The sequence below is a fragment of the Amycolatopsis bullii genome, assembly GCF_014654205.1.
Lineage (GTDB): Bacteria > Actinomycetota > Actinomycetes > Mycobacteriales > Pseudonocardiaceae > Amycolatopsis > Amycolatopsis plumensis.
On the sequence record NZ_BNAW01000008.1, the window covers coordinates 1 to 17,665 of the forward strand.

General features: G+C 71.6%; 18 protein-coding genes and 1 pseudogene. 9 read left to right on the top strand and 10 right to left on the bottom strand.

The features are described 5' to 3' along the window. Both IE317_RS12655 and IE317_RS12660 read left to right on the top strand, forming a co-directional pair. On the top strand, window positions 1-780 hold a 780-nt coding region (locus tag IE317_RS12655), incomplete at its 5' end, for an RHS repeat-associated core domain-containing protein (RefSeq protein ID WP_191309605.1). 23 nt (window positions 781-803) lie between these two features. Further along, window positions 804-1,016 (top strand): hypothetical protein, encoded by a 213-nt coding sequence (locus IE317_RS12660; RefSeq protein WP_191309606.1) that lies wholly within the window; start codon window positions 804-806, stop codon window positions 1,014-1,016. 164 nt (window positions 1,017-1,180) lie between these two features. Here IE317_RS12660 and IE317_RS12665 read toward each other — a convergent pair. From IE317_RS12665 to IE317_RS45110, 6 genes and pseudogenes are all read right to left on the bottom strand, one after another. Then, a pseudogene (locus tag IE317_RS12665) lies at window positions 1,181-1,299 on the bottom strand (50S ribosomal protein L36). Between the two features lie 76 nt (window positions 1,300-1,375). Further along, a complete protein-coding gene (locus IE317_RS12670; protein ID WP_191309607.1) occupies window positions 1,376-2,545 on the bottom strand; it encodes a VWA domain-containing protein in 1,170 nt (389 codons plus the stop codon). Then, window positions 2,542-4,722 carry a DUF5682 family protein gene (locus IE317_RS12675; protein ID WP_191309608.1) on the bottom strand — a complete coding sequence of 727 codons (2,181 nt, stop codon included), beginning with the start codon at window positions 4,720-4,722 and terminating at the stop codon, window positions 2,542-2,544. Before IE317_RS12675 ends, IE317_RS12670 begins: the two co-directional genes overlap by 4 nt. Beyond that, window positions 4,719-5,804, bottom strand: coding sequence for an ATP-binding protein (locus IE317_RS12680; protein ID WP_191309609.1), 1,086 nt, complete (start codon window positions 5,802-5,804; stop codon window positions 4,719-4,721). Before IE317_RS12680 ends, IE317_RS12675 begins: the two co-directional genes overlap by 4 nt. Further along, window positions 5,801-7,186 (bottom strand): DUF5691 domain-containing protein, encoded by a 1,386-nt coding sequence (locus tag IE317_RS12685; protein WP_191309610.1) that lies wholly within the window; start codon window positions 7,184-7,186, stop codon window positions 5,801-5,803. Before IE317_RS12685 ends, IE317_RS12680 begins: the two co-directional genes overlap by 4 nt. Window positions 7,187-7,297: 111 nt before the next feature. Further along, entirely contained in the window at window positions 7,298-8,617 is a 1,320-nt protein-coding gene (locus IE317_RS45110) for an SWIM zinc finger family protein (RefSeq protein WP_268246870.1), read from the bottom strand. 91 nt (window positions 8,618-8,708) lie between these two features. On the opposite strand from IE317_RS45110, the gene IE317_RS12695 reads away from it, so the two are divergent. Both IE317_RS12695 and IE317_RS12700 read left to right on the top strand, forming a co-directional pair. Next, window positions 8,709-9,218, top strand: a complete 510-nt coding sequence (locus IE317_RS12695; RefSeq protein ID WP_191309611.1) for a PadR family transcriptional regulator — start codon at window positions 8,709-8,711, stop codon at window positions 9,216-9,218. Further along, entirely contained in the window at window positions 9,218-9,817 is a 600-nt protein-coding gene (locus tag IE317_RS12700) for a GyrI-like domain-containing protein (protein ID WP_191309612.1), read from the top strand. The genes IE317_RS12695 and IE317_RS12700 overlap by 1 nt, the downstream gene beginning before the upstream one ends. Window positions 9,818-9,942: 125 nt before the next feature. Here the strand turns inward: IE317_RS12700 and IE317_RS12705 are convergent, their stop codons facing one another. The 3 genes from IE317_RS12705 to IE317_RS12715 all read right to left on the bottom strand — a co-directional run bounded on the left by IE317_RS12705 (window position 9,943) and on the right by IE317_RS12715 (window position 13,516). Continuing rightward, complete coding sequence (locus IE317_RS12705; protein ID WP_191309613.1) at window positions 9,943-10,206, bottom strand: hypothetical protein; 264 nt, start codon at window positions 10,204-10,206, stop codon at window positions 9,943-9,945. Next, window positions 10,206-12,272: an AMP-binding protein gene (locus tag IE317_RS12710; protein ID WP_191309614.1), complete on the bottom strand. Its 2,067-nt coding sequence runs from the start codon at window positions 12,270-12,272 to the stop codon at window positions 10,206-10,208. The genes IE317_RS12705 and IE317_RS12710 overlap by 1 nt, the downstream gene beginning before the upstream one ends. Window positions 12,273-12,577: 305 nt before the next feature. Further along, a complete protein-coding gene (locus tag IE317_RS12715; protein ID WP_191309615.1) occupies window positions 12,578-13,516 on the bottom strand; it encodes a helix-turn-helix transcriptional regulator in 939 nt (312 codons plus the stop codon). An 85-nt stretch (window positions 13,517-13,601) separates the two neighbouring features. Here IE317_RS12715 and IE317_RS12720 point away from each other — a divergent pair, with 85 nt between their 5' ends. Continuing rightward, on the top strand, window positions 13,602-13,994 hold the full coding sequence (locus IE317_RS12720) for a VOC family protein (protein WP_191309616.1): 393 nt from the start codon (window positions 13,602-13,604) through the stop codon (window positions 13,992-13,994). Here the strand turns inward: IE317_RS12720 and IE317_RS12725 are convergent. Next, window positions 13,948-14,388, bottom strand: a complete 441-nt coding sequence (locus tag IE317_RS12725) for a hypothetical protein (protein WP_191309618.1) — start codon at window positions 14,386-14,388, stop codon at window positions 13,948-13,950. The two genes, IE317_RS12720 and IE317_RS12725, sit on opposite strands and share 47 nt — an antisense overlap. 87 nt (window positions 14,389-14,475) lie before the next feature. Between IE317_RS12725 and IE317_RS12730 the strand changes: the two genes are divergently transcribed. The 4 genes from IE317_RS12730 to IE317_RS12745 are packed head-to-tail and all read left to right on the top strand — an operon-like array spanning window position 14,476 to window position 17,665. Further along, complete coding sequence (locus IE317_RS12730; RefSeq protein ID WP_191309620.1) at window positions 14,476-15,324, top strand: helix-turn-helix domain-containing protein; 849 nt, start codon at window positions 14,476-14,478, stop codon at window positions 15,322-15,324. Continuing rightward, the gene (locus IE317_RS12735; RefSeq protein ID WP_191309621.1) at window positions 15,317-15,505 is read left to right on the top strand and encodes a DUF397 domain-containing protein; all 189 of its coding nucleotides are present in this window, start codon (window positions 15,317-15,319) and stop codon (window positions 15,503-15,505) included. Before IE317_RS12730 ends, IE317_RS12735 begins: the two co-directional genes overlap by 8 nt. Before the next feature lie 49 nt (window positions 15,506-15,554). Continuing rightward, window positions 15,555-16,304 carry a 3-hydroxybutyrate dehydrogenase gene (locus tag IE317_RS12740; protein WP_191309623.1) on the top strand — a complete coding sequence of 250 codons (750 nt, stop codon included), beginning with the start codon at window positions 15,555-15,557 and terminating at the stop codon, window positions 16,302-16,304. Between the two features lie 35 nt (window positions 16,305-16,339). Continuing rightward, window positions 16,340-17,665 (top strand): MFS transporter, encoded by a 1,326-nt coding sequence (locus tag IE317_RS12745; RefSeq protein ID WP_191309625.1) that lies wholly within the window; start codon window positions 16,340-16,342, stop codon window positions 17,663-17,665.

Below are 17,665 nucleotides of genomic sequence, written 5' to 3' on the forward strand. Positions count from 1 at the left end.
AACCCCGGCGGTGAAGCCCACTACAGCGACACCAACCAGCGGACCTCGGTCACGTCGAGTTCCGGCACGCTGTTCACTGCCGGCTACGACACGCTCGACCAGACGCAGCCCGCGTCGATCACCGAGCGGGTCGGGTCGAGCGACGTCACGCACGTTTTCACCCGCACGGCGTTGGGCATTTCCCGGACCGTGGACAACGGCGCGGGTACCACGTACGCCCACGACATCGACGGCAAGCTCACCGGGCTGGTCGATGCCGCGGGTAAGCACCACAACGCCATCACCGACTACCAGGGCAGCGTGATCGCCTTGGTGGACGATGCCGGGGCGGTGACCGCTGGTTACACGTACACGCCCTATGGGTTCAACACCGGCATCACCGGCTCGGCGGGCTCGGCCAACCGGCTGCGGTGGCTGGGTACCTACCAGCTGGCCAGCAGTGAATATCTGACCGGTTACCGGCACTACAACCCGGCCTACGCCCGGTTCACCCAGCCTGACCCGACCGGTCAGGAAGCGAACGCCTACGCCTACGGCCAGGGCGACCCGGTCAACAACGCCGATGCCAGCGGAGCGATCTCGTGCCCGGCGGGTAAGAAGTCGATCACTGTGGCTGGTGGCTCGCAGGTATGCGGCGGAGGCCAGCTCTTCCCGCATGAACAGAAATGCGAGTACGCGTTTCTCAGTGGCACGTTGTTTGCTTGGGTCACGGGGAAGCCTGGCGCAGCCCTTATCGCCGGAGTCGGCGCTTGCGTCGGCGCCCTAAATCCGTTCAGCTGACCAATGATCCAGGGGAGATAGCCATGAAAGAGAAGAAGACCGGGTCGTTGACGTACTTCTTGGTGGCTACTCCTGTGCTGCTTGTCGTGCTCGTCCTGGGTTTCAGGTTTCTGTTTGGCGAACCTTTCGGGCAAGCGATTCTTGAGGGGATCATTGCGACCGTTGTGGTCGTGATGGTCGTGGTGACGAGCAACTTTTGGAGCAGCAGGAAGCGCAGGCGGCAGCGCGCCAAGTAGTGAAACACCTGGTCGCCCGACGGCTGGGTTTGCGAAATGGCCGCTGCCCTCGTGTCGGCAGCGGTGTCGTCGGCCACTTCCTCGGCCGGAGCCGAAAGGACAGATGAGCACCACCTGGGCCCGGAACCTCGCGAGGTTCCGGGCCCAGGTGCGTCGCGTCCCGGTCAGCCCTGGCGGGCCTTCGAGCGCGGGTTGTCCTTGTTGATCACCACTACCTTCGCGCCGCGGCGGATGACCTGGGCACCCGGCTGGCGAGCGAGCGGAGCGAGCTGCGGACCTTCATGGCGAGCCGTCCTTCCTGCGGGACCGTCTTCCCCGCACTCGCTTCAACTGCCCACCCGTCGGTTTCATTCCGCAACTCAGCTGGTCTCCCGGGCCACCCAGCCCTGGAGGTCGTCGCCGCGGATGGCGGCGGCCATCAGGTCGGGGAACTGGTCCGGGGTGCACGCGAAGGCCGGGATGCCCAGCTCGGCCAGTGCCGCCGCGTTCTCGTGGTCGTACGAGGGTGCGCCCGAGTCCGACAGTGCCAGCAGCGTCACCACCTGGACCCCCGCGCCGGCCAGCTCGGCGATGCGGTGCAGCAGCTCGTCTTCGTCGCCGCCCTCGTAGAGGTCGCTGATCAGCACCAGCAGCGTCCGCTCCGGGCGCTCGACCAGGCCCTGGCAGTACGCGATCGCCCGGTTGATGTCCGTGCCGCCGCCCAGCTGGGTGCCGAACAGGACGTCCACCGGGTCGGCGAGGTGCTCGGTGAGGTCCGCGACCTCCGTGTCGAACGCGACGAACGACGTCTTCAACGCCCGCATCGACGCCAGCACCGCGCCGAACAACCCCGAGTACACCACCGACTCCGCCATCGAGCCCGACTGGTCGACGGCCAGGATCACGTCCCGCTGCACCGCCTGCTGCCGCCGTCCGAAGCCGATCAGTTTCTCCGGGACGATCGTGCGCAGGTCGGGGGAGTAGTGCTTGAGGTTCGCGTGGATCGTGCGCGCCCAGTCGACGTCGCCGGGCCGCGGCCGGTGCGTGCGCGACGCCTTGTCCAGCGCGCCCCGGATCGCTGCGCGGGTGCGCTCGGCGAGCCGTTCCTCCAGCTCCGTGACGACCTTGCGGACCACCTCGCGCGCGGTCTCCTTCGTCTCCTCCGGCAGCACGCTGTTCAGCGACAGCAGCGTGCTGACCAGGTGGACGTCCGGCTCGACCGCCGACAGCAGCTCCTTCTCCAGCAGCATCCGGGTGAGCCCGAGCCGGTCGACCGCGTCGCGCTGCATCACCTGCACGACGGTGCTCGGGAAGTAGCGCCGGATGTCGCCCAGCCAGCGCGCGACCCGCGGGGCCGACGCGCCCAGGTTCGCGCTGCGCGGTCCGCCCGCGGCCTCCTCGTCGGGTTTGTCGTAGAGGGCGGCCAGCACCGCGTCCACCCCACTGTCCTCATCGGACAGCTGAGCGTCCTCCAGGCCCGACCCCGGCCCGGCGCCGTCCCCGCCCAGCACCAGCCGCCAGCGCCGCACGCGATCGGTATCGGTGCTCATGCTCCCACCCCCAGCAGCGTCGCCAGGACCGGCAGCACGCGCTCGGCCCGGTCCTCGTCCAGTTCGTCGGCCACCGCCACCACCCGCGCGGTGCCGGTGAGCCCGGCCGCGCGCTGTCCGATCGCCCGCTTCTCGGGCCCGCTGAACGCGCCGAACGTGCGGCGCAGCAACGGAAGCACCTCGGTGAAGACGTCGTCGGGGATCGCCGCCAGCCAGGCGTCGATCACCCGCAGCAGGCCTTCGTCGTGCACCAGCAGCAGCGCGCCGCCGTCGAAGAAGCCCTCGACGTAGGCCGCGCCGGCCGACGGTGTGACGCCCGGCGTGAGGGCCCGGCCCAGCCGCAGTTCGATGTCGAGCGCGTCGAACTGCCCGGCGTCGTGCAGGATTCGGGTGAGGCGTCCGGCGAGCAGCGGGGGCAGCGACGGCCGTTCGGCCAGCCGGGCCAGCGCCGCCAGCCAGCGTTCCTTCGCCTCGTCGCCCAGCAGGGAGGTGGCGTCGTGCACGCCGTCGATGAGCTGGGCCAGCCGGGCCGCGGCGTCGTCGTCGATGCCGTGGGCGGCCGGGGGCAGGCCGGCGCAGATCCGGTCCAGCATCCGGTCGGCGACCGCCCGCAGCGCGCCGGTGTCGGTGCCGCGGACGTTGCCGTACCGGGTCGCCCTGGCCAGTGCGGGCAGGGCCGACATCAGCCGGGCGACGTCCGCGTCCGCCGCCGCCCGGGCGTCGAGCGCCGCGAGCGCTTCGGGCAGCGCCTCCGGCAGGTCGGCGAGCAGGCAGTTCTCCACGGCCGTGGTGACCTCGTCGAGCGGCGGCGTGCCTTCGACAGTGCCGCGGACCGCCGCGGTGGCCGCCGACGGCACGGTGGTGCCGTACACGGCCGCCGCGACGAGGTCGACCTCGAACGACGGTTCCCAGGCCAGCGCCCACGTCTCGCGGAAGGTGCCCTTGTTCCGCCGTGCCGACGCCTCCCGGCTGCCCCACTCGATGCCGAGGATCCGCAGCCGGTGCAGCAGCTTCGACCGGTCGAGGCCGCCCGGGGTCCGCAGGTCGAGGTCGAGCTCCTTGACGACCGGGTCCTTCTTGAGCCGCAGGCGTTTCGCGGTCGCGGTCAGGTCCGCGGCCAGCGGCGGCTGCGGGACGCTGTCCGGCACTTCGCCGAGCCGTTCGCCGACCACCAGCCGCCGCGTGACGAGCTCGACCTGCACCTCGTCGCCGCCGCACAGCACGGCCCGGGTGGCTTCGGTGACCTCGGCCAGCCCGGCCGACGACCGGCCCCGCAGCGTGGCCAGGGTCTCGGCGAGGCGGACCGCCTCGATCACGTGCGCGGTCGAGACGGGCAGGTCCTCCTCCCGCAGCACGGCCGCGACCCCGGCGAGCCAGCGCGCGGTGACGTCGTCGGCCGTGGTGAACAGGTGGTGGTACCAGCCCGGCGACCGCACGCCCGCGCCGTAGCCGCTGGCCGTGGCGAGGCGCCCGTGGGTCCACGGCACCCAGGTGCACGCGACCTTCCGCTTCGGCAGTCCTTTGAGGACCGCCTGGTCGTGCGAGGCAGGCGGCAACGGGTCGGCCAGCGCGGGCACGTGCCAGGCACCGCAGACGACGGCGATGTTCTCGAAGCCGTCTTTGCGGGTGCGGCGCAGCACCGAGCGCATGTAGGCCTCGCGACGGGCTTCGTTGCCCTGCGGGGGTTTCTCGTCCTCGCGCACCGCGGTCATCGCGTCGGCGATCACCTCGAACGGGCTTTCGCTGTCCCGCCGCGATTCGACGACGTCGTCCCACCAGCGTTCCGGGTCGTCGTAGCCGCCCGCCGAAGCCAGCAAGGCGAGGGGATCGACCGGCGGGCCGGCGTGCTCGTCCGGCGGCGCGGCGAACGTGTGCGCGGCCGGGAGGTCGCAGAACCGCACCGGAATTCCGGCCTCGCGGGCGTAGGCGAGCGCCTGCCATTCGGGGCTGAAGACGGCGAACGGCCAGAACGCGGCCCGCGAGACGTCGTCGGTCGCGTACGCCAGGAGCGCGACCGGCGGCTGCATGGCCGGGTCCTCGGTGAGCTCGACCAGGGCATCGGCCTCGGGCGGTCCCTCGATGAGGACGACGTCGGGTTCGACTTCGGCGAGCCGCGTCGCCACGGCCCGGGCGGATCCCGGGCCGTGGTGACGGATGCCGAGCAGGTGGGTGGTCAAGAGATCTCCTGGCCCGCCCGGTAGAAGTCGGCCCAGCCGTCGCGTTCGCGGACCACGGTCTCCAGGTATTCGATCCAGATCGCGCGGTCGGCCACCGGGTCCTTGACCACGGCGCCGTGGATGCCCGCCGCGATGTCGTGCGGGCGCAGGACGCCGTCGCCGAAGTGGGCGGCCAGGGCGAGCCCGCCGGTGAGCACGCTGATCGCCTCGGCGGTCGACAGCGTGCCGGATGGCGACTTCACCGCCGTGCGGCCGTCTTCCGTGCGGCCCGAGCGGAGCTCGCGGAACACCGTGACCACGCGGCGGATCTCGCTCAGCTCGGCGGCTTCGGCCGGCAGCTTCAGCGACGCGCCCAGCTCGGCGACCCGCCGGCTGACGATCTCGACTTCGGCCTCGGCACTGTCTGGCAGCGGCAGGACCACCGTGTTGAACCGCCGCCGCAGCGCGCTGGACAGCTCGTTGACGCCCTTGTCTCGGTTGTTCGCCGTCGCGATCAGGTTGAAGCCCGGCCGCGCCTGCACCTCGGTGCCCAGCTCCGGGATCGGCAGCGTCTTCTCCGACAGGATGGTGATCAGCGAGTCCTGGACGTCCGCGGGGATGCGCGTCAGCTCCTCGAGCCGGGCCAGCTTGCCGTCGCGCATCGCGCGCAGCACCGGGCTTTCGACCAGGGCGGCGGGGCTCGGCCCCTCGGCGATCAGCCGGGCGTAGTTCCAGCCGTAGCGGATCGACTCCTCCGACGTTCCCGCGGTGCCCTGCACCAGCAGCGTCGAATCCCCGCTGATGGCGGCCGAGAGGTGCTCGGACACCCACGTCTTCGCCGTGCCGGGCACGCCGAGCAGCAGCAGCGCGCGATCGGTGGCGAGGGTGGCGACGGCGACCTCGATCAGCCGCCGCGGGCCGACGTACTTCGGGGTGATGACAGTGCCGTCCGGCAGCGTGCCGCCGAGCAGGTACTCGACGACGGCCCACGGCGACAGGTTCCAGCTGGGCGGCTTCGCCCGGTCGTCGGCGGCGGCCAGCGCGGCCAGCTCGGCGGCGTGGTCCTGTTCGGCGTGCGGCCGGAGGACGGTGGGGGCGGTCATGCGAGCTCCTCGTACATTTCGCGGCGGAAGTTCAGCGTTTCGGTGAGCGCCCGGCGCCACGGCCCGGCGTCCATGGTCAGGCGGGTGGTGGCCAGCGGGTGGCGCAGGCACTCCGGTGGGACCGCGCGCGCGATCACGACGGCGGCGTGCGAAACCAGGCGGTGGTCGTCCTGGCGGGCGATCCAGTCGAGCAGCGCGGTGCCGAGCTCCTTCGTCCACGGCCGCGGGAGCTCGTGCACCAGCCGCGCGAAGGATTCGACGGGCAGCCGGCTGATCAGGTGCCCGACGGTGGCGGCCTGGCTGCCCGGGCTCAGCACGCCGAGCAGCGACGGGGTGGTGCGCCCGCCGGGGTCGGCGCCGATCAGCGCCTGCGCCCAGGTCTCGTCGCGCTGCCGCAGGGCGGCGGTGGCCCAGGAGTCCCGCAGCACGGCGGCCGGGCAGCCTTCGACGGTCATCCGCACGACCTCGGCCGGCGGGCCGAACTCCGTCCAGAACGCCAGGGGAGCGGACGCGACGAGGGTGCGCAGCCGGACGGTGCCGTCACCGCGTTCCCCCTGCGGGACGGTGACTTCGAGGACCCGGCCCCGGCGGCGGACCAGCGGACGCAGCCGTTCGGCCATGCTCTCGCCGTAGCGCGTGCCGGGCAGCCGGCCGAGCAGATCGGCGGCCTGTTCCCGGACGGCGGCGGCCCGATCGGTGAGCGCGGCTTCGAGGAATGCTTCGTCCTGGGGGCGCACGTGTCCGGAGAGGACACCGAGGAAGTCGGCCCGGACGTCGGCGGGCTCGGTCTTCCAGGAAGAGGTGAGGGCTTCGCGGGCGGCATCCGGGTCTCGGGCGAGTCGGTCGGCGAGCCACCGGCGGCGCTGGGCGAGGCTGCCGTACTGCCAGACGTCGCCGGATTCTTCGGGCGGCGCGGCCAGGAACGCCCAATCGGGGTTCCGTTGGCCGAGCCAGGCCCCGACGGGCCCGGCCACGGCGGCGAGCGGCCCGCGCAGGGCGGCTTTGGTGCGGGCGGCCTCGGCGAGCAGCGGCAGGGTTTCCGGCGGGACGCGGTAGCCGGTGCCGGCCACGATGCCGAGCCACTCGAGGAGGAGATCGGGGTGGCTGGCGGCCAGCAGGCGTCCGAGCCGGTCCCGGGCGAGCGCGGGGACGAACGGGCGCTCGTCTTCGGGTGCCACGGGCAGCGGCCGGACGTCGCGCAGCGGCTGCCGCCCGGCCCGCCGGTAGGTGGCTAGCACGGCCGCGGCGGCGAGCAGCTGCTCGGCGGGGTCGCGGCGATCGGCGACGAGCTCCCGGACGGCGGCCGGCTGGGCGGACGGGTCCAGGGTGCGCCGCCGGGTGCCGAGGAGGGCGGTGCCGACGAGGTCTTCCCAGGCTTTCACGGCTTCACCGCCTTTCGGAGTGGGTGGGTTCGGGATGGTCGGGCTTCGAGGTGCGCGGCCGCAGCGCCGGACTCGGGTGCGGATCGGGACCGCTCGGCGTGGCTTCGGGATTCACAGCCGCACCGCCCGGCCTTCGTGCCAGCAGGTCAACGGCCGCAACCCCGCTTGGCTCCACTCGCCCGCCACCGTCAGCGGACGGCCCGCCGACAACGCCAGCAACGACCAGGGGAACGCGGACGGCACGAGCGGCAGCGCTGTTCCGTCCGGTTCGGACAGACACCAGCCGCCCGCGTGTTCCGCCGGGGTGACGCCCGACAGCAGCACCGGCCAGCGCTCCAGCCACGGGTCCGCCGCCATCGCCCGCGCGTGGGCCGCCAAGGCGTCCGCGATGGAACCGCCTTCGGCCGTGGGGGCCGGCAACGGGATCCCGCGCTCCGCCACCAGGGCGCGCATCGGGGCCGCGCCCGGGTAGAACGCCAGGTGCGCGGTCAGCCGGTGGCCCGGTGGCAATGTCGCGTCGAGGGGACGGCCCGGCGGCGCGAACGACAGCACCAGCGCGTCCCGGCCCGTGGCGAGGCCGCGCAGCCACGTCCGGCGGGTGAGCAGGCGGTCGTTTTCCTCGTCGGCCGCGCCCGTGATCAGCCATTCGTCCGCGACGCGCTCGCCGCTTTCCAGGACCCGGGCGGTTTCCACCGAGAAACCGAGCCTCGTGCGGACCGTTTCCGCCAGCGCGGGTGGCAGCGAGTCCAGGCGGGTGGCCGCGTCGGCGAGCAGGTACAGCTGGGACAGCTCGGCCAGCAGCGCCTCCGGCCAGTCGCGCCGGCCGACGAGGCCCGCCGCCCGGCGCAATCCGCCCGCGAGACCCGATGCCTGGGCGTCGACCATCCGCGCCGCGACCGTGCGCAGCTCCTCGCCGCCGGTGCGCTCGAAGCCCGCGAAACCCGCGCCGATCCGGTCGGTGAGCCAGACCTTCAGCTCCGCGACACCACCTTCGACGCGCGCCGCCCGCTCGGCAGCACGCCGCGCGGCCGCCTCCTCGTCTTTCGGCCCCGCCGCCTCGGCGCGCTTCTCCGCTCGCCGTGCGCGGTCGGCGCGTTCGGCCAGCCACGTGTGCACCCACTCGGGTGGTTCCGCGGCGTCGACCTGGCCGGCCGCCCAAAGCAGCAGGAGCCCCAGCGCGTGCTTGCACGGGAACTTCCGGCTGGGACAGGAACACCGGAACGCGGGCTCGGCGAGCTCGACGCACGTCTGGTACGGCTTCTTGCCGCTTCCCCGGCAGAAGCCCCACACGGCGTCTTCGGACGCGCCCGCGCCCGACCACCTCGCCGGCGTGGCGAGCGCCCGGCCCGCCTTTTCCGACGCGGGATCCGGCGCCAGCCCGGCCACGCGTTCCGCGGTCCACGGCACCGCCGTCACCACCTGTCCCCCCACTGTTCTCCCTCGCTTTCCGGTACGAGGTGAAGCATGCCAGTCACCACCGACATTTTGTGGGTGGCGAGTATTCTAGTGCTAGAGTACGGCCGTGCTGACCGACGCGGAGCTGACGGTGCTGGGCCTGGTGGCCGAGCGGCCGAGGCACGGCTACGAGCTGGACGAGGTCGTCTCGGAACGCGGCATGCGCGACTGGACGGCGCTCGGCTTCAGCTCGATCTACTACGTCCTGGGAAAACTCCGTGAGAAAGGCCTGGTCGCCGAGGTCGAAGCGGAACGAGCGCACGCCAAGGCCAAGAAGACGTTCACGGTCACCGAAGCGGGCCGCCAGGCGTGCGCGGCGGCCGCCGAAGCCGCCATCGCGGAGCTGCGGCCGGTGCACCCGCCGGTGCTGGTCGGCCTGGCCAACAGCCCGGCCGTCCCGCCCGAACGGCTCGCGGCCGCGCTGGCCCGGCGCGCGGAGGCGGTCGGGGAGCGGCTGGCCGAGGTCCGGCGCGCCGCCGCGGCCCAGGACCACGCGCCGCCGTTCGTCCGGGCGATCTTCGACTACTCCATCGCGCAACTCGAGGCGGAAGCCCGCTGGCTGGAAGGAATGACCTGATGCCGTACGACCTCAAGAAGGAACTGAAGGAGCTCTACGCTCCGAAGAACCGCGACTGGGCGCTGCTCGACGTGCCCGAGCAGCAGTTCCTCGCGATCGACGGCCGCGGCAACCCGAACACGGCGGAGAGTTACCAGAAAGCCGTCGAGGCGCTCTACGCCTTCGCGTACACGATCAAGATGGCGGCGAAGCAGCGAAGGGAAGACTTCGTCGTGGGTCCGTTGGAAGGCCTGTGGTGGGCCGAGGACTACGCGGCGTTCACCGTGCGAGCCAAGGATTCCTGGCAGTGGACGATGCTCATCGCGCAGCCGCCGTGGATCGGTGAGGACGCCGTCGAGGAGGCCCGGGAAACCGTGCGGCGCAAGAAGAAGCTCGACGCGCCGGTCCGGTTCGAGAAGCTGCACGAGGGCCGGTGCGCGCAGGTGCTCCACATCGGCTCGTACGACGACGAGGGGCCGATCCTGGCCCGCCTGCACGACGGATTCCTGGCGGAGCACGGGCTGAAGGAGGCCGGGCTGCACCACGAGGTCTACCTCGGCGACCCGCGCCGGACCGAGCCCGCGAAGCTCAAGACGGTGCTCCGTCAGCCGGTCGGCTGAACCGGCCGACGCTCGTTGACCGGTTGCCAGCGCCCCAAGGCGGCCTTCGGTGCGTCAGACGCACCGAAGGCCACATTGGATGCGTCAGACGCAACCAAGGCCACATTGGGGCGCTTGGGGGAGCGTCAGCCGGTCGGCTGATCCAGCTCGGCCAAGCCGTTTTCCCACCGCGCCCGGCGTTGCGCGGACGTCTGCTCCCACCACGGCGCACCGCGCTCGCCCAGCGCGACCTTCGCCGCCTGGACGCGCGCGCGGTCTTGGACGCGCCGGGCCGCCATCAGGTGCTTCTGCAGGCGGTCGCGGACGTCGGCGGGGATCTCCGGGTCCGTCGCGCGCCAGCGGCGGCCGTTCACGATGATGTACCGGCCGTCCGGGGTGTGTTCGGGCATCAGTATTCGCTGGTCGCCGGCCAGGTGTCGTCGTGCAGCAGCCGCTTGAGTATCTTGCCCGTCGCGTTGCGCGGCAGGTCCGGGACGAAATACACGTCCCGCGGCACCGCGAACCGGGCCAGCCGGTGGTGGATGTACTGGCGGATGTCCTCCGCGTGCAGCGACGCGCCCCGGCGCGGGACGACGTACGCCGCCAGTCGCTGGCCCCACTCCGCGTCCGCCACGCCGACCACCGCCGCGTCGTGGACGCCCGGGAGGGCCACCAAGGCCTCCTCCACCGGGCGCGGGAACACGTTTTCGCCGCCCGAGACGATCATTTCGTCGGCCCGGCCGGTGACGAACAGGCGGCCCGCCGCGTCGAGGTAGCCGACGTCGCCGCTGGCCATCATGTCGGCCGCGCGGGCCGGATCGGTTCCGCTCGTGTAGCCCTCGAACAGCATGTCGTTGCCGACGAAGATCTGGCCTTCGCCGCCCGGCGGCACCGGCTTGCGGTCCTCGTCCAGGATCGCCAGCCGCGTGCCGAGCGGGCAGCGGCCGGCCGTCGTCGGCGCGGCGCGCAGGTCGGCCGGGTCGGCGATGCTGGCCCAGGACACCTCGGTCGAGCCGTAGAAGTTGTAGAGGACGTCGCCGAAGGTGTCCATGAACTGCGTGACGAACGGCCCCGACATCGCCGAGCCGCTGCTGGCCACGATCCGCAGCGACGACACGTCGTAGCGCGCGCGGACGCGTTCGGGCAGGTCCATGATCCGCTGCAGCATGATCGGCACGGCGAACAGCGCGTCGCACTTCTGCTCGGCGATCGTCCGCAACGTCTCTTCGGCGTCGAACTTGCGGATCAGCGCGAGCGACGCCCGCAGCGCCATCCCGATCTGCATCGCGGCGAGGCCCCACGTGTGGAACAGCGGCGCCGCGACGAGCAGCCGGTCGCCGGCCCGCAGCGGGATCCGGTCGAGGATCGCCGCGGCGGTGCCCAGCCCCTTCGGCGTGGGGCGGCGCGCGCCCTTCGGCGTCCCGGTGGTGCCGGAGGTGAGCACGATCAGCCGGCCCGGCCGCTCGACCGGCTTCGGGCGGTCGGCGGGCGCGGCCTGGATCAGCTCGTCGACGGTCGGGTAGCCGGCGTCGGCGTCCGGCCAGGTGCTGATCCGGGCGAAGTCGCCGGGCACGTTCGCGATGGTCTGCGCGAACTCGTCGTCGGCCAGCACGGCGGAGGGCTGGTGCTCGGCGAGCACGTCCTTGACCGAGGCGGCGGACAGGCCGGTGTTGAGCAGGATGACGTCGGCACCGAGCTTGCTGGCGGCGACGAACGACTCGATCATCGCGGCGTGGTTGCGGCACATCAGCGCGATCCGGTCGCGCTCGACGACGCCGAGTTCGCTCAGCGCGTTGGCGAGCCGGTCGCTGCGCTCCTGGACCTGGCGGAACGTGCGGACGCTGCGTTCGTCGTGCAGGGCGAGCTCGTCCGGGACGCGGGCCGCCGCGGCCTGGTAGCCGCCCGCGACCGTGGCGCCCCACTGGGCGAGGGAGTTCAGCTGCCGCGCGAGCTTGTCCGGCCGTCCGGCGCTGAGCACGCCGGCGCGCAGCAGGATGCTCGTGGTGCGCAGCTTGGTGGCCTTGTTGGTCTCGCCGTCGGTTTCGGGGTCGTGCTCGCCGGCCAGGTGCAGGTCGAGGCGACGGGCGAGGGCGCGGACGTCCTTCTTGATCGACGAGACGAGTTCCAGGTGCGACGGCGGCAGCATCATCCGCACGAACAGCTCGGTCTTGCCGCCGGCCAGCGGTCTCAGCTCCAGGGAGACCCAGGTGCCCTCGTCCGGGACGCCGCACCACACGACGTGCTCGCCCGGCCGGTAGACGACGGCCTGCATCTGGGTTTCGAGCATCGGTCCCCGCGCGGGGACGATCCGGATCACGCCCCGCGGGCCGCGTCCGCGCGCGGCCGGCTCCTGGATCTCGCACCAGCTGATCTCCGGCACGAACCGCGAGTACCACTCCGGCGATCCGACGATCTGCCAGACCACGTCCGGCGGGTGCCCCACCACGGCACTCGCTTCGACCACATCGTCACGCATTGTCTGCCCTCACCGAAGTGTCACCGAACGCACGTTCAGGTCACGGAGGCGTCACAATAGCAGCAAACGGGTGATCGGGGATACTCCGAACGGCCAGATACCAGCGGGTAACGGACACTCGCAGTAGGTCCTTCGCGTGTCCATTGTAGACTTATGAACGGCGTTCACCATGCATAGTGGCGGTCCGGCCGTTCGACGTGATCGACAGGCGGGGTTCGAAGACGTCGTGGGCGCCCTGGAAGAGGCGAAGCTGTCGAGTGGGACATTTCCGACATCATGGCCAAAGTGGATCGGTCGGCGTGTGATCACGTTCCGTAGCGGGCGACGAGTTCCGCGCCCAGCCGCGCCAGCTCGGCCTTCACCGACTCCGGGCCTTCGACCTCGACCAGCGCGCCCCACCCCGCCAGCTCCTGCGCGATCATCACCGGCGCCGGCGCGGCCACCCGCGCGCGGACCCGCTCCCCGGGCAGCTCCGAGACCAGTTCGCAGTGCCGCCCGAACCGTCCCTGGAACACCCCGAAGAGCCGCCGGTCGAGCACCACGTCCGCGCTGAGCAGCGAACGCCGCTTTTCCATCTCCTCGACGACGTCCCGCCACACCCGGGCCACCTCCAGGTCCGGCGGACGGTCCGCGGGCTCATCGGTCGGGGTGGCCGAGACGATCCGGTCGACGCGGAAGGTGCGCCGGCCCTTCGCCGTGCCCGCGACCAGGTACCAGACCTCGTCCTTGTCGACCAGGCCCCACGGATCCACGAGCCGCTCGGACTTCTCGCGCCCGGCGTACGCGAGGCGGACGCGGCGGCGCGCGATGACGGCGTCCCGCAGCAGCGTGACCATCGGCGGCCGTTCCTTCGGACGTTCACCCCAGCCCACCTGGTCGACGACGACCGCGTCCGCCGCCGCCTCGGCGTCCGCCCGGAACGTGCCCGGCAGCGCGCCCATCAGCTTCCGCAGCGCCGACTTGACCTCGGGTGCGCCCGCCGCGGCCGGGCCGGCCAGCAGGAACAGCGCCTGGGCTTCGCGCGCGCTCAGCCCCGAGAGGTCGGTGCGTGCCCCGCCGACGAGCTGCCAGCCCCCGCCGCGGCCCGGCTGCGGGTAGACGGGCACGCCGGCGGCCGAGAGGGCTTCGAGGTCGCGGCGGGCGGTCGCGACGGAGATCTCCAGCTCGGCGGCCAGCTCGGCGGCCGTGACGCGGCCCCGCGTCTGCATCAGCAGGAGGGTGGCCACGAGGCGGTCCGCGCGCATGGGGAAAGTGTCGCAGGAAAAGTGGTCACTCGATGAGCACTTTTCCTCCGCATGATGGCTCCACACCGCTGGAGAGGAGCAGGACATGCTGCGAGGGATGGCCACCGTCACCTACTACGCCGAAGACCACGAGGCCGCGAAGGCCTGGTACACGGAGTTCCTCGGGATGGCGCCGTACTACGAGGTCCCGGGGTACTTCGAGTTCCGGATCGGCGACTACCGGCACGAACTCGGGATCATCGACCGCAAGTACGCCCCCTTCACGCACACCGAGCCGGGCGGCGAGATCGTCCGCTGGCACGTCGACGACCTCGAAGCGACCTTCGCCCGCCTGCTGGAGCTGGGCGCGGAGGAGTACGAGCCGATGATCGAACGCGGGCCGGGTTTCGTGACGGCCTCGGTCGTCGACCCGTTCGGCAACGTCCTCGGGATCATGACGAACGTGCACTATCTCGCGGTGCTGGCGGAACGCTCATGAGCCGGTACGCCTCTTTGACGCACTTCTCGCACCGCTCGTGCCGCGCGGTCTTGCCCGCGGGATCGGTGCCGTAGAAGGGGAAGCAGCCCGCGCCGCAGCTCGCGAAGTAGATGAGGCCGAGCCGCACCTCGCCGCGGCCGACGTAGTGGCTGAGCCGGCGACGCGGTTCCGGCCCGCACTCGGGGATCCAGCCGTGGGAAGGCAGCCGGGCGGCGGCGATCTCGTCGAGGACGCCCGCGCGGCTGATCAGGTCCGCGCCGAGACAGCTGAGGCGCTCGCCGAGGTCGCGCAGGCCGTCCGCGCGCAGGGGCGGGCCGGTCAGCCAGGTGACGTCGCCGGGGAGCGTTTCGGCGAGGTCGCGAAGACGGGTCAGGAGTGCGTGGTCCGGGTCCATGACCAGCAGCGAAACTGACGCGGATCCGCGACACCAGCCGACGGGCGGGGCAGCGGAAATGTCGGACCCCGATGACACAATGCGGTCATGGCAACACCCTTCGCGACACCCCGGGCGAGAGCGCTCGGGTTCGGGCTGCGCACCTGCCGGGAGGCAAAGAACCTTGGTGTGCGGCAGCTGGCCCGGAAGATCGGCGTGCATGCGCAGGAACTGTCCAACTGGGAGTACGGAAAGCGGATTCCCAAGGTGGAGCAGGTGGCGCTGCTCTTGGGGTTCCTGGTGGTGGAGCCGGGGGAGCGGGCGAGGTTGCTGGAGCTCGCCCGCACCGCCCGAGAGCCGAGCTGGCTCGAGAAAGTGATGCCCAACCCGAAAGCCTTCACGTATGTCCAGTACGAGCGGGAGACGAGTGAGATGTTCGGCTGGGAACCGGTGCTGATTCCGGGACTCTTCCAGACGCCCGCCTATACCCGCGTGGTGCTGGCCGGGCTCGGGGTGCCGGATGAGCACATCGAACGGCAGACGCTGGCGCGGCAGGTTCGCCGGGACCTGCTCACCGGGCCGAGGCCGGTTCCCTACCAGGCGGTTATCGGCGAAGCCGCCTTGCGCCCCGGGTTCATCGAGCCGCCGGTCATGGCCGAGCAGCTTCGGCTCGTGCTCGATCTGGCACGGCGGCGGAGCGTTTCCGTGCAGGTGCTCCGCGGCAGTTCGAGCTGTCACCCGGGGCTCTGCGGACCGTTCGCCATCCTCGGCTTCGAGCAGCTGCCGCCCATCGTGTTCATCGAGCAATTTCAGGCGAGCGGCTACCTCTACGATGAGGACCAGGTCGCCGGTTACCGGGCGGCCGCGAAGACTCTGGCGGCGCTTGCCCTGAGCGAGCAGGACAGCTGTGCGTTCATCGGGGAGGTGATCGCCGAACTCGGAGGCTCGGATGGGTGAGTGGCGGACTTCCCGCTATTCAGGCAAGGACAACTGCGTCGAAGTGGCGCTCGGACCTGCGGCAAAAATCCGCGACACCAAGGACCGCTCCGGCGGCACCCTCGAAATCTCCACCCGATCGTGGGAAGCCTTACTCTCCGCACTGTGTTGCCCGGCCACACTGGATCTTCCGAAGGTGTAGCTCCCGCACACATAGCTAGCGACCGGGGTCACGCTTACCGTTCCCGTCCATGACCAGCGATCTGGACGGGCGCACCGCCCTCGTCACCGGCGGGGCCGGCGGTATCGGCCTCGCCTGCGTCCGCGCCCTCGCCGCGGCCGGGGCCAAGGTGCACGTCGTCGACATCGACGAACGCCGCACCGAAGCCGCCGCCGCCGAGGTCGGCGGGTGGGCGCACGTTGCCGACCTCACCGATCCCTCCTCCGTCGCCGGTCTCCCCGCCGAGGTCGACGTCCTGGTCAACAACGCCGGGATCCAGCACGTCGCACCCCTCGAAGACTTCCCGCCGGAGGTCTTCACGCGGATCCAGACCCTGATGGTCACCGCTCCCTTCCTGCTCATCCGGCACACCCTCCCGGCCATGTACGCCCGGGGGTGGGGGCGGATCGTCAACATGTCGAGCGTCCACGGGCTGCGCGCCTCCGCCTACAAGTCCGCTTACGTCGCCGCCAAGCACGGCCTGGAAGGCCTCTCGAAGGTCGCCGCGCTCGAAGGCGCCGAGCACGGGGTCACCAGCAACTGCGTGAACCCGGGTTACGTGCGCACCCCGCTCGTCGACGGGCAGATCGACGCCCAGGCCGCCGAGCACGACATCCCGCGTGAGGACGTCGTCTCCGAAGTGCTCCTCAAGCGGGCCGCGATCAAGAAGCTCATCGAACCCGAAGACGTCGCTTCCCTGGTGGTGTGGCTGTGCTCGCCGCACGCCGGTCACATCACCGGGGCCTCAGTTCCCCTCGATGGCGGTTGGACCGCCGCTTAACCGCCCGCATCAACCACAAGGAAGTGGAGCCCGCAGTGAGCCAACCCCACCGGTCGGCGATCGCCAAGATCGTCGGCGCGAGCCTGATCGGCACCACCATCGAGTGGTACGACTTCTTCCTCTACACCTCGGCCGCCGCCCTCGTCTTCAACAAGCTGTTCTTCCCGACGGCGGACCCGCTCACCGGCACGCTGCTGGCGTTCCTGACCTACGCCGTCGGGTTCCTGGCCCGCCCGATCGGCGGGCTGGTCTTCGGGCACTTCGGCGACCGGCTCGGCCGCAAGAAACTGCTGGTCCTCAGCCTCGTCCTGATGGGCGGCTCGACCTGCCTGATGGGCGTCCTGCCGACGTACGCCACCGCGGGTGTCGCGGCACCCCTGCTGCTCACGCTGCTGCGGCTCGTCCAGGGCTTCGCGCTCGGCGGGGAATGGGGCGGGGCCGTCCTGATCGTCTCCGAACACGGCGACGACCGCCGCCGCGGGTTCTGGGCCAGCTGGCCGCAGTGCGGCGCGCCCGGCGGGAACCTGCTGGCCACCGCCGTGCTGGCCGTCCTGTCGGCCACGCAGTCCGATGCCACGTTCCTGTCGTGGGGCTGGCGCGTCCCGTTCCTGCTCTCCGGGGTGCTGCTGCTGATCGGGCTGTGGATCCGGCTGGCCGTCGCCGAGTCGCCGGTGTTCCTCGCCGCGCAGCGCCAGGCCGAGGCGCGCGCCGACAAGCACGTCCCGGTCGTCGACGTCTTCCGCAACAGCTGGCGGCAGGTGCTGATCACCATCGGTGCCCGGATGGCCGAGAACGTCTCGTACTACGTGATCACCGCGTTTATCCTGGTGTACGTCACGACCGGGCTGCACCTGCCGAAGGGCGTCGGCCTGACCGCCGTCCTCATCGGCTCGGCCGTGCACTTCGTGACGATCCCGGTGTGGGGCGCGCTGTCCGACCGCGTCGGACGGCGTCCGGTCTACCTGTTCGGCGCGATCGGGATGGCCGTGTGGGGCTTCGCGTTCTTCGCGCTGCTGGACACGAAGTCGTCGGCGGTGATCGTGCTGGCCGCGACCGTCGGGCTGGTGCTGCACGGCGCGATGTACGGCCCGCAGGCCGCTTTCTTCGCCGAGCAGTTCCCGACCCGGGTGCGCTACACCGGCCTTTCCGTCGGCGGGCAGCTGTCGTCGATCGCCGCCGGGGCCGTCGCGCCGCTGATCGCCGTCGCGCTGTTCTCGGCCTGGCACAGCACCGTGCCGGTGTCGCTGTACGTCGCGGCGATGTGCCTGATCACGACGATCGCGCTGCTTTCCGCCCGCGAGACCCGCGGCGAATCGCTGCACGACGACGTCGAGGCCGAGAAGGCGGCCGTTTCGCCCTAA

Excerpts from the sequence above, each read along its gene's own strand:
- IE317_RS12700 (WP_191309612.1), top strand. The coding sequence starts at position 9,218 with ATGCCGTACGACCTCAAGAAGGAACTGAAGGAGCTCTACGCTCCGAAG.
- IE317_RS12735 (WP_191309621.1), top strand. The coding sequence starts at position 15,317 with ATGGGTGAGTGGCGGACTTCCCGCTATTCAGGCAAGGACAACTGCGTC.
- IE317_RS12730 (WP_191309620.1), top strand. The coding sequence starts at position 14,476 with ATGGCAACACCCTTCGCGACACCCCGGGCGAGAGCGCTCGGGTTCGGG.
- IE317_RS12710 (WP_191309614.1), bottom strand. The coding sequence starts at position 12,272 with ATGCGTGACGATGTGGTCGAAGCGAGTGCCGTGGTGGGGCACCCGCCG.
- IE317_RS12715 (WP_191309615.1), bottom strand. The coding sequence starts at position 13,516 with ATGCGCGCGGACCGCCTCGTGGCCACCCTCCTGCTGATGCAGACGCGG.
- IE317_RS12680 (WP_191309609.1), bottom strand. The coding sequence starts at position 5,804 with ATGACCGCCCCCACCGTCCTCCGGCCGCACGCCGAACAGGACCACGCC.
- IE317_RS12720 (WP_191309616.1), top strand. The coding sequence starts at position 13,602 with ATGCTGCGAGGGATGGCCACCGTCACCTACTACGCCGAAGACCACGAG.
- IE317_RS12670 (WP_191309607.1), bottom strand. The coding sequence starts at position 2,545 with ATGAGCACCGATACCGATCGCGTGCGGCGCTGGCGGCTGGTGCTGGGC.
- IE317_RS12660 (WP_191309606.1), top strand. The coding sequence starts at position 804 with ATGAAAGAGAAGAAGACCGGGTCGTTGACGTACTTCTTGGTGGCTACT.
- IE317_RS12740 (WP_191309623.1), top strand. The coding sequence starts at position 15,555 with ATGACCAGCGATCTGGACGGGCGCACCGCCCTCGTCACCGGCGGGGCC.
- IE317_RS12725 (WP_191309618.1), bottom strand. The coding sequence starts at position 14,388 with ATGGACCCGGACCACGCACTCCTGACCCGTCTTCGCGACCTCGCCGAA.
- IE317_RS12705 (WP_191309613.1), bottom strand. The coding sequence starts at position 10,206 with ATGCCCGAACACACCCCGGACGGCCGGTACATCATCGTGAACGGCCGC.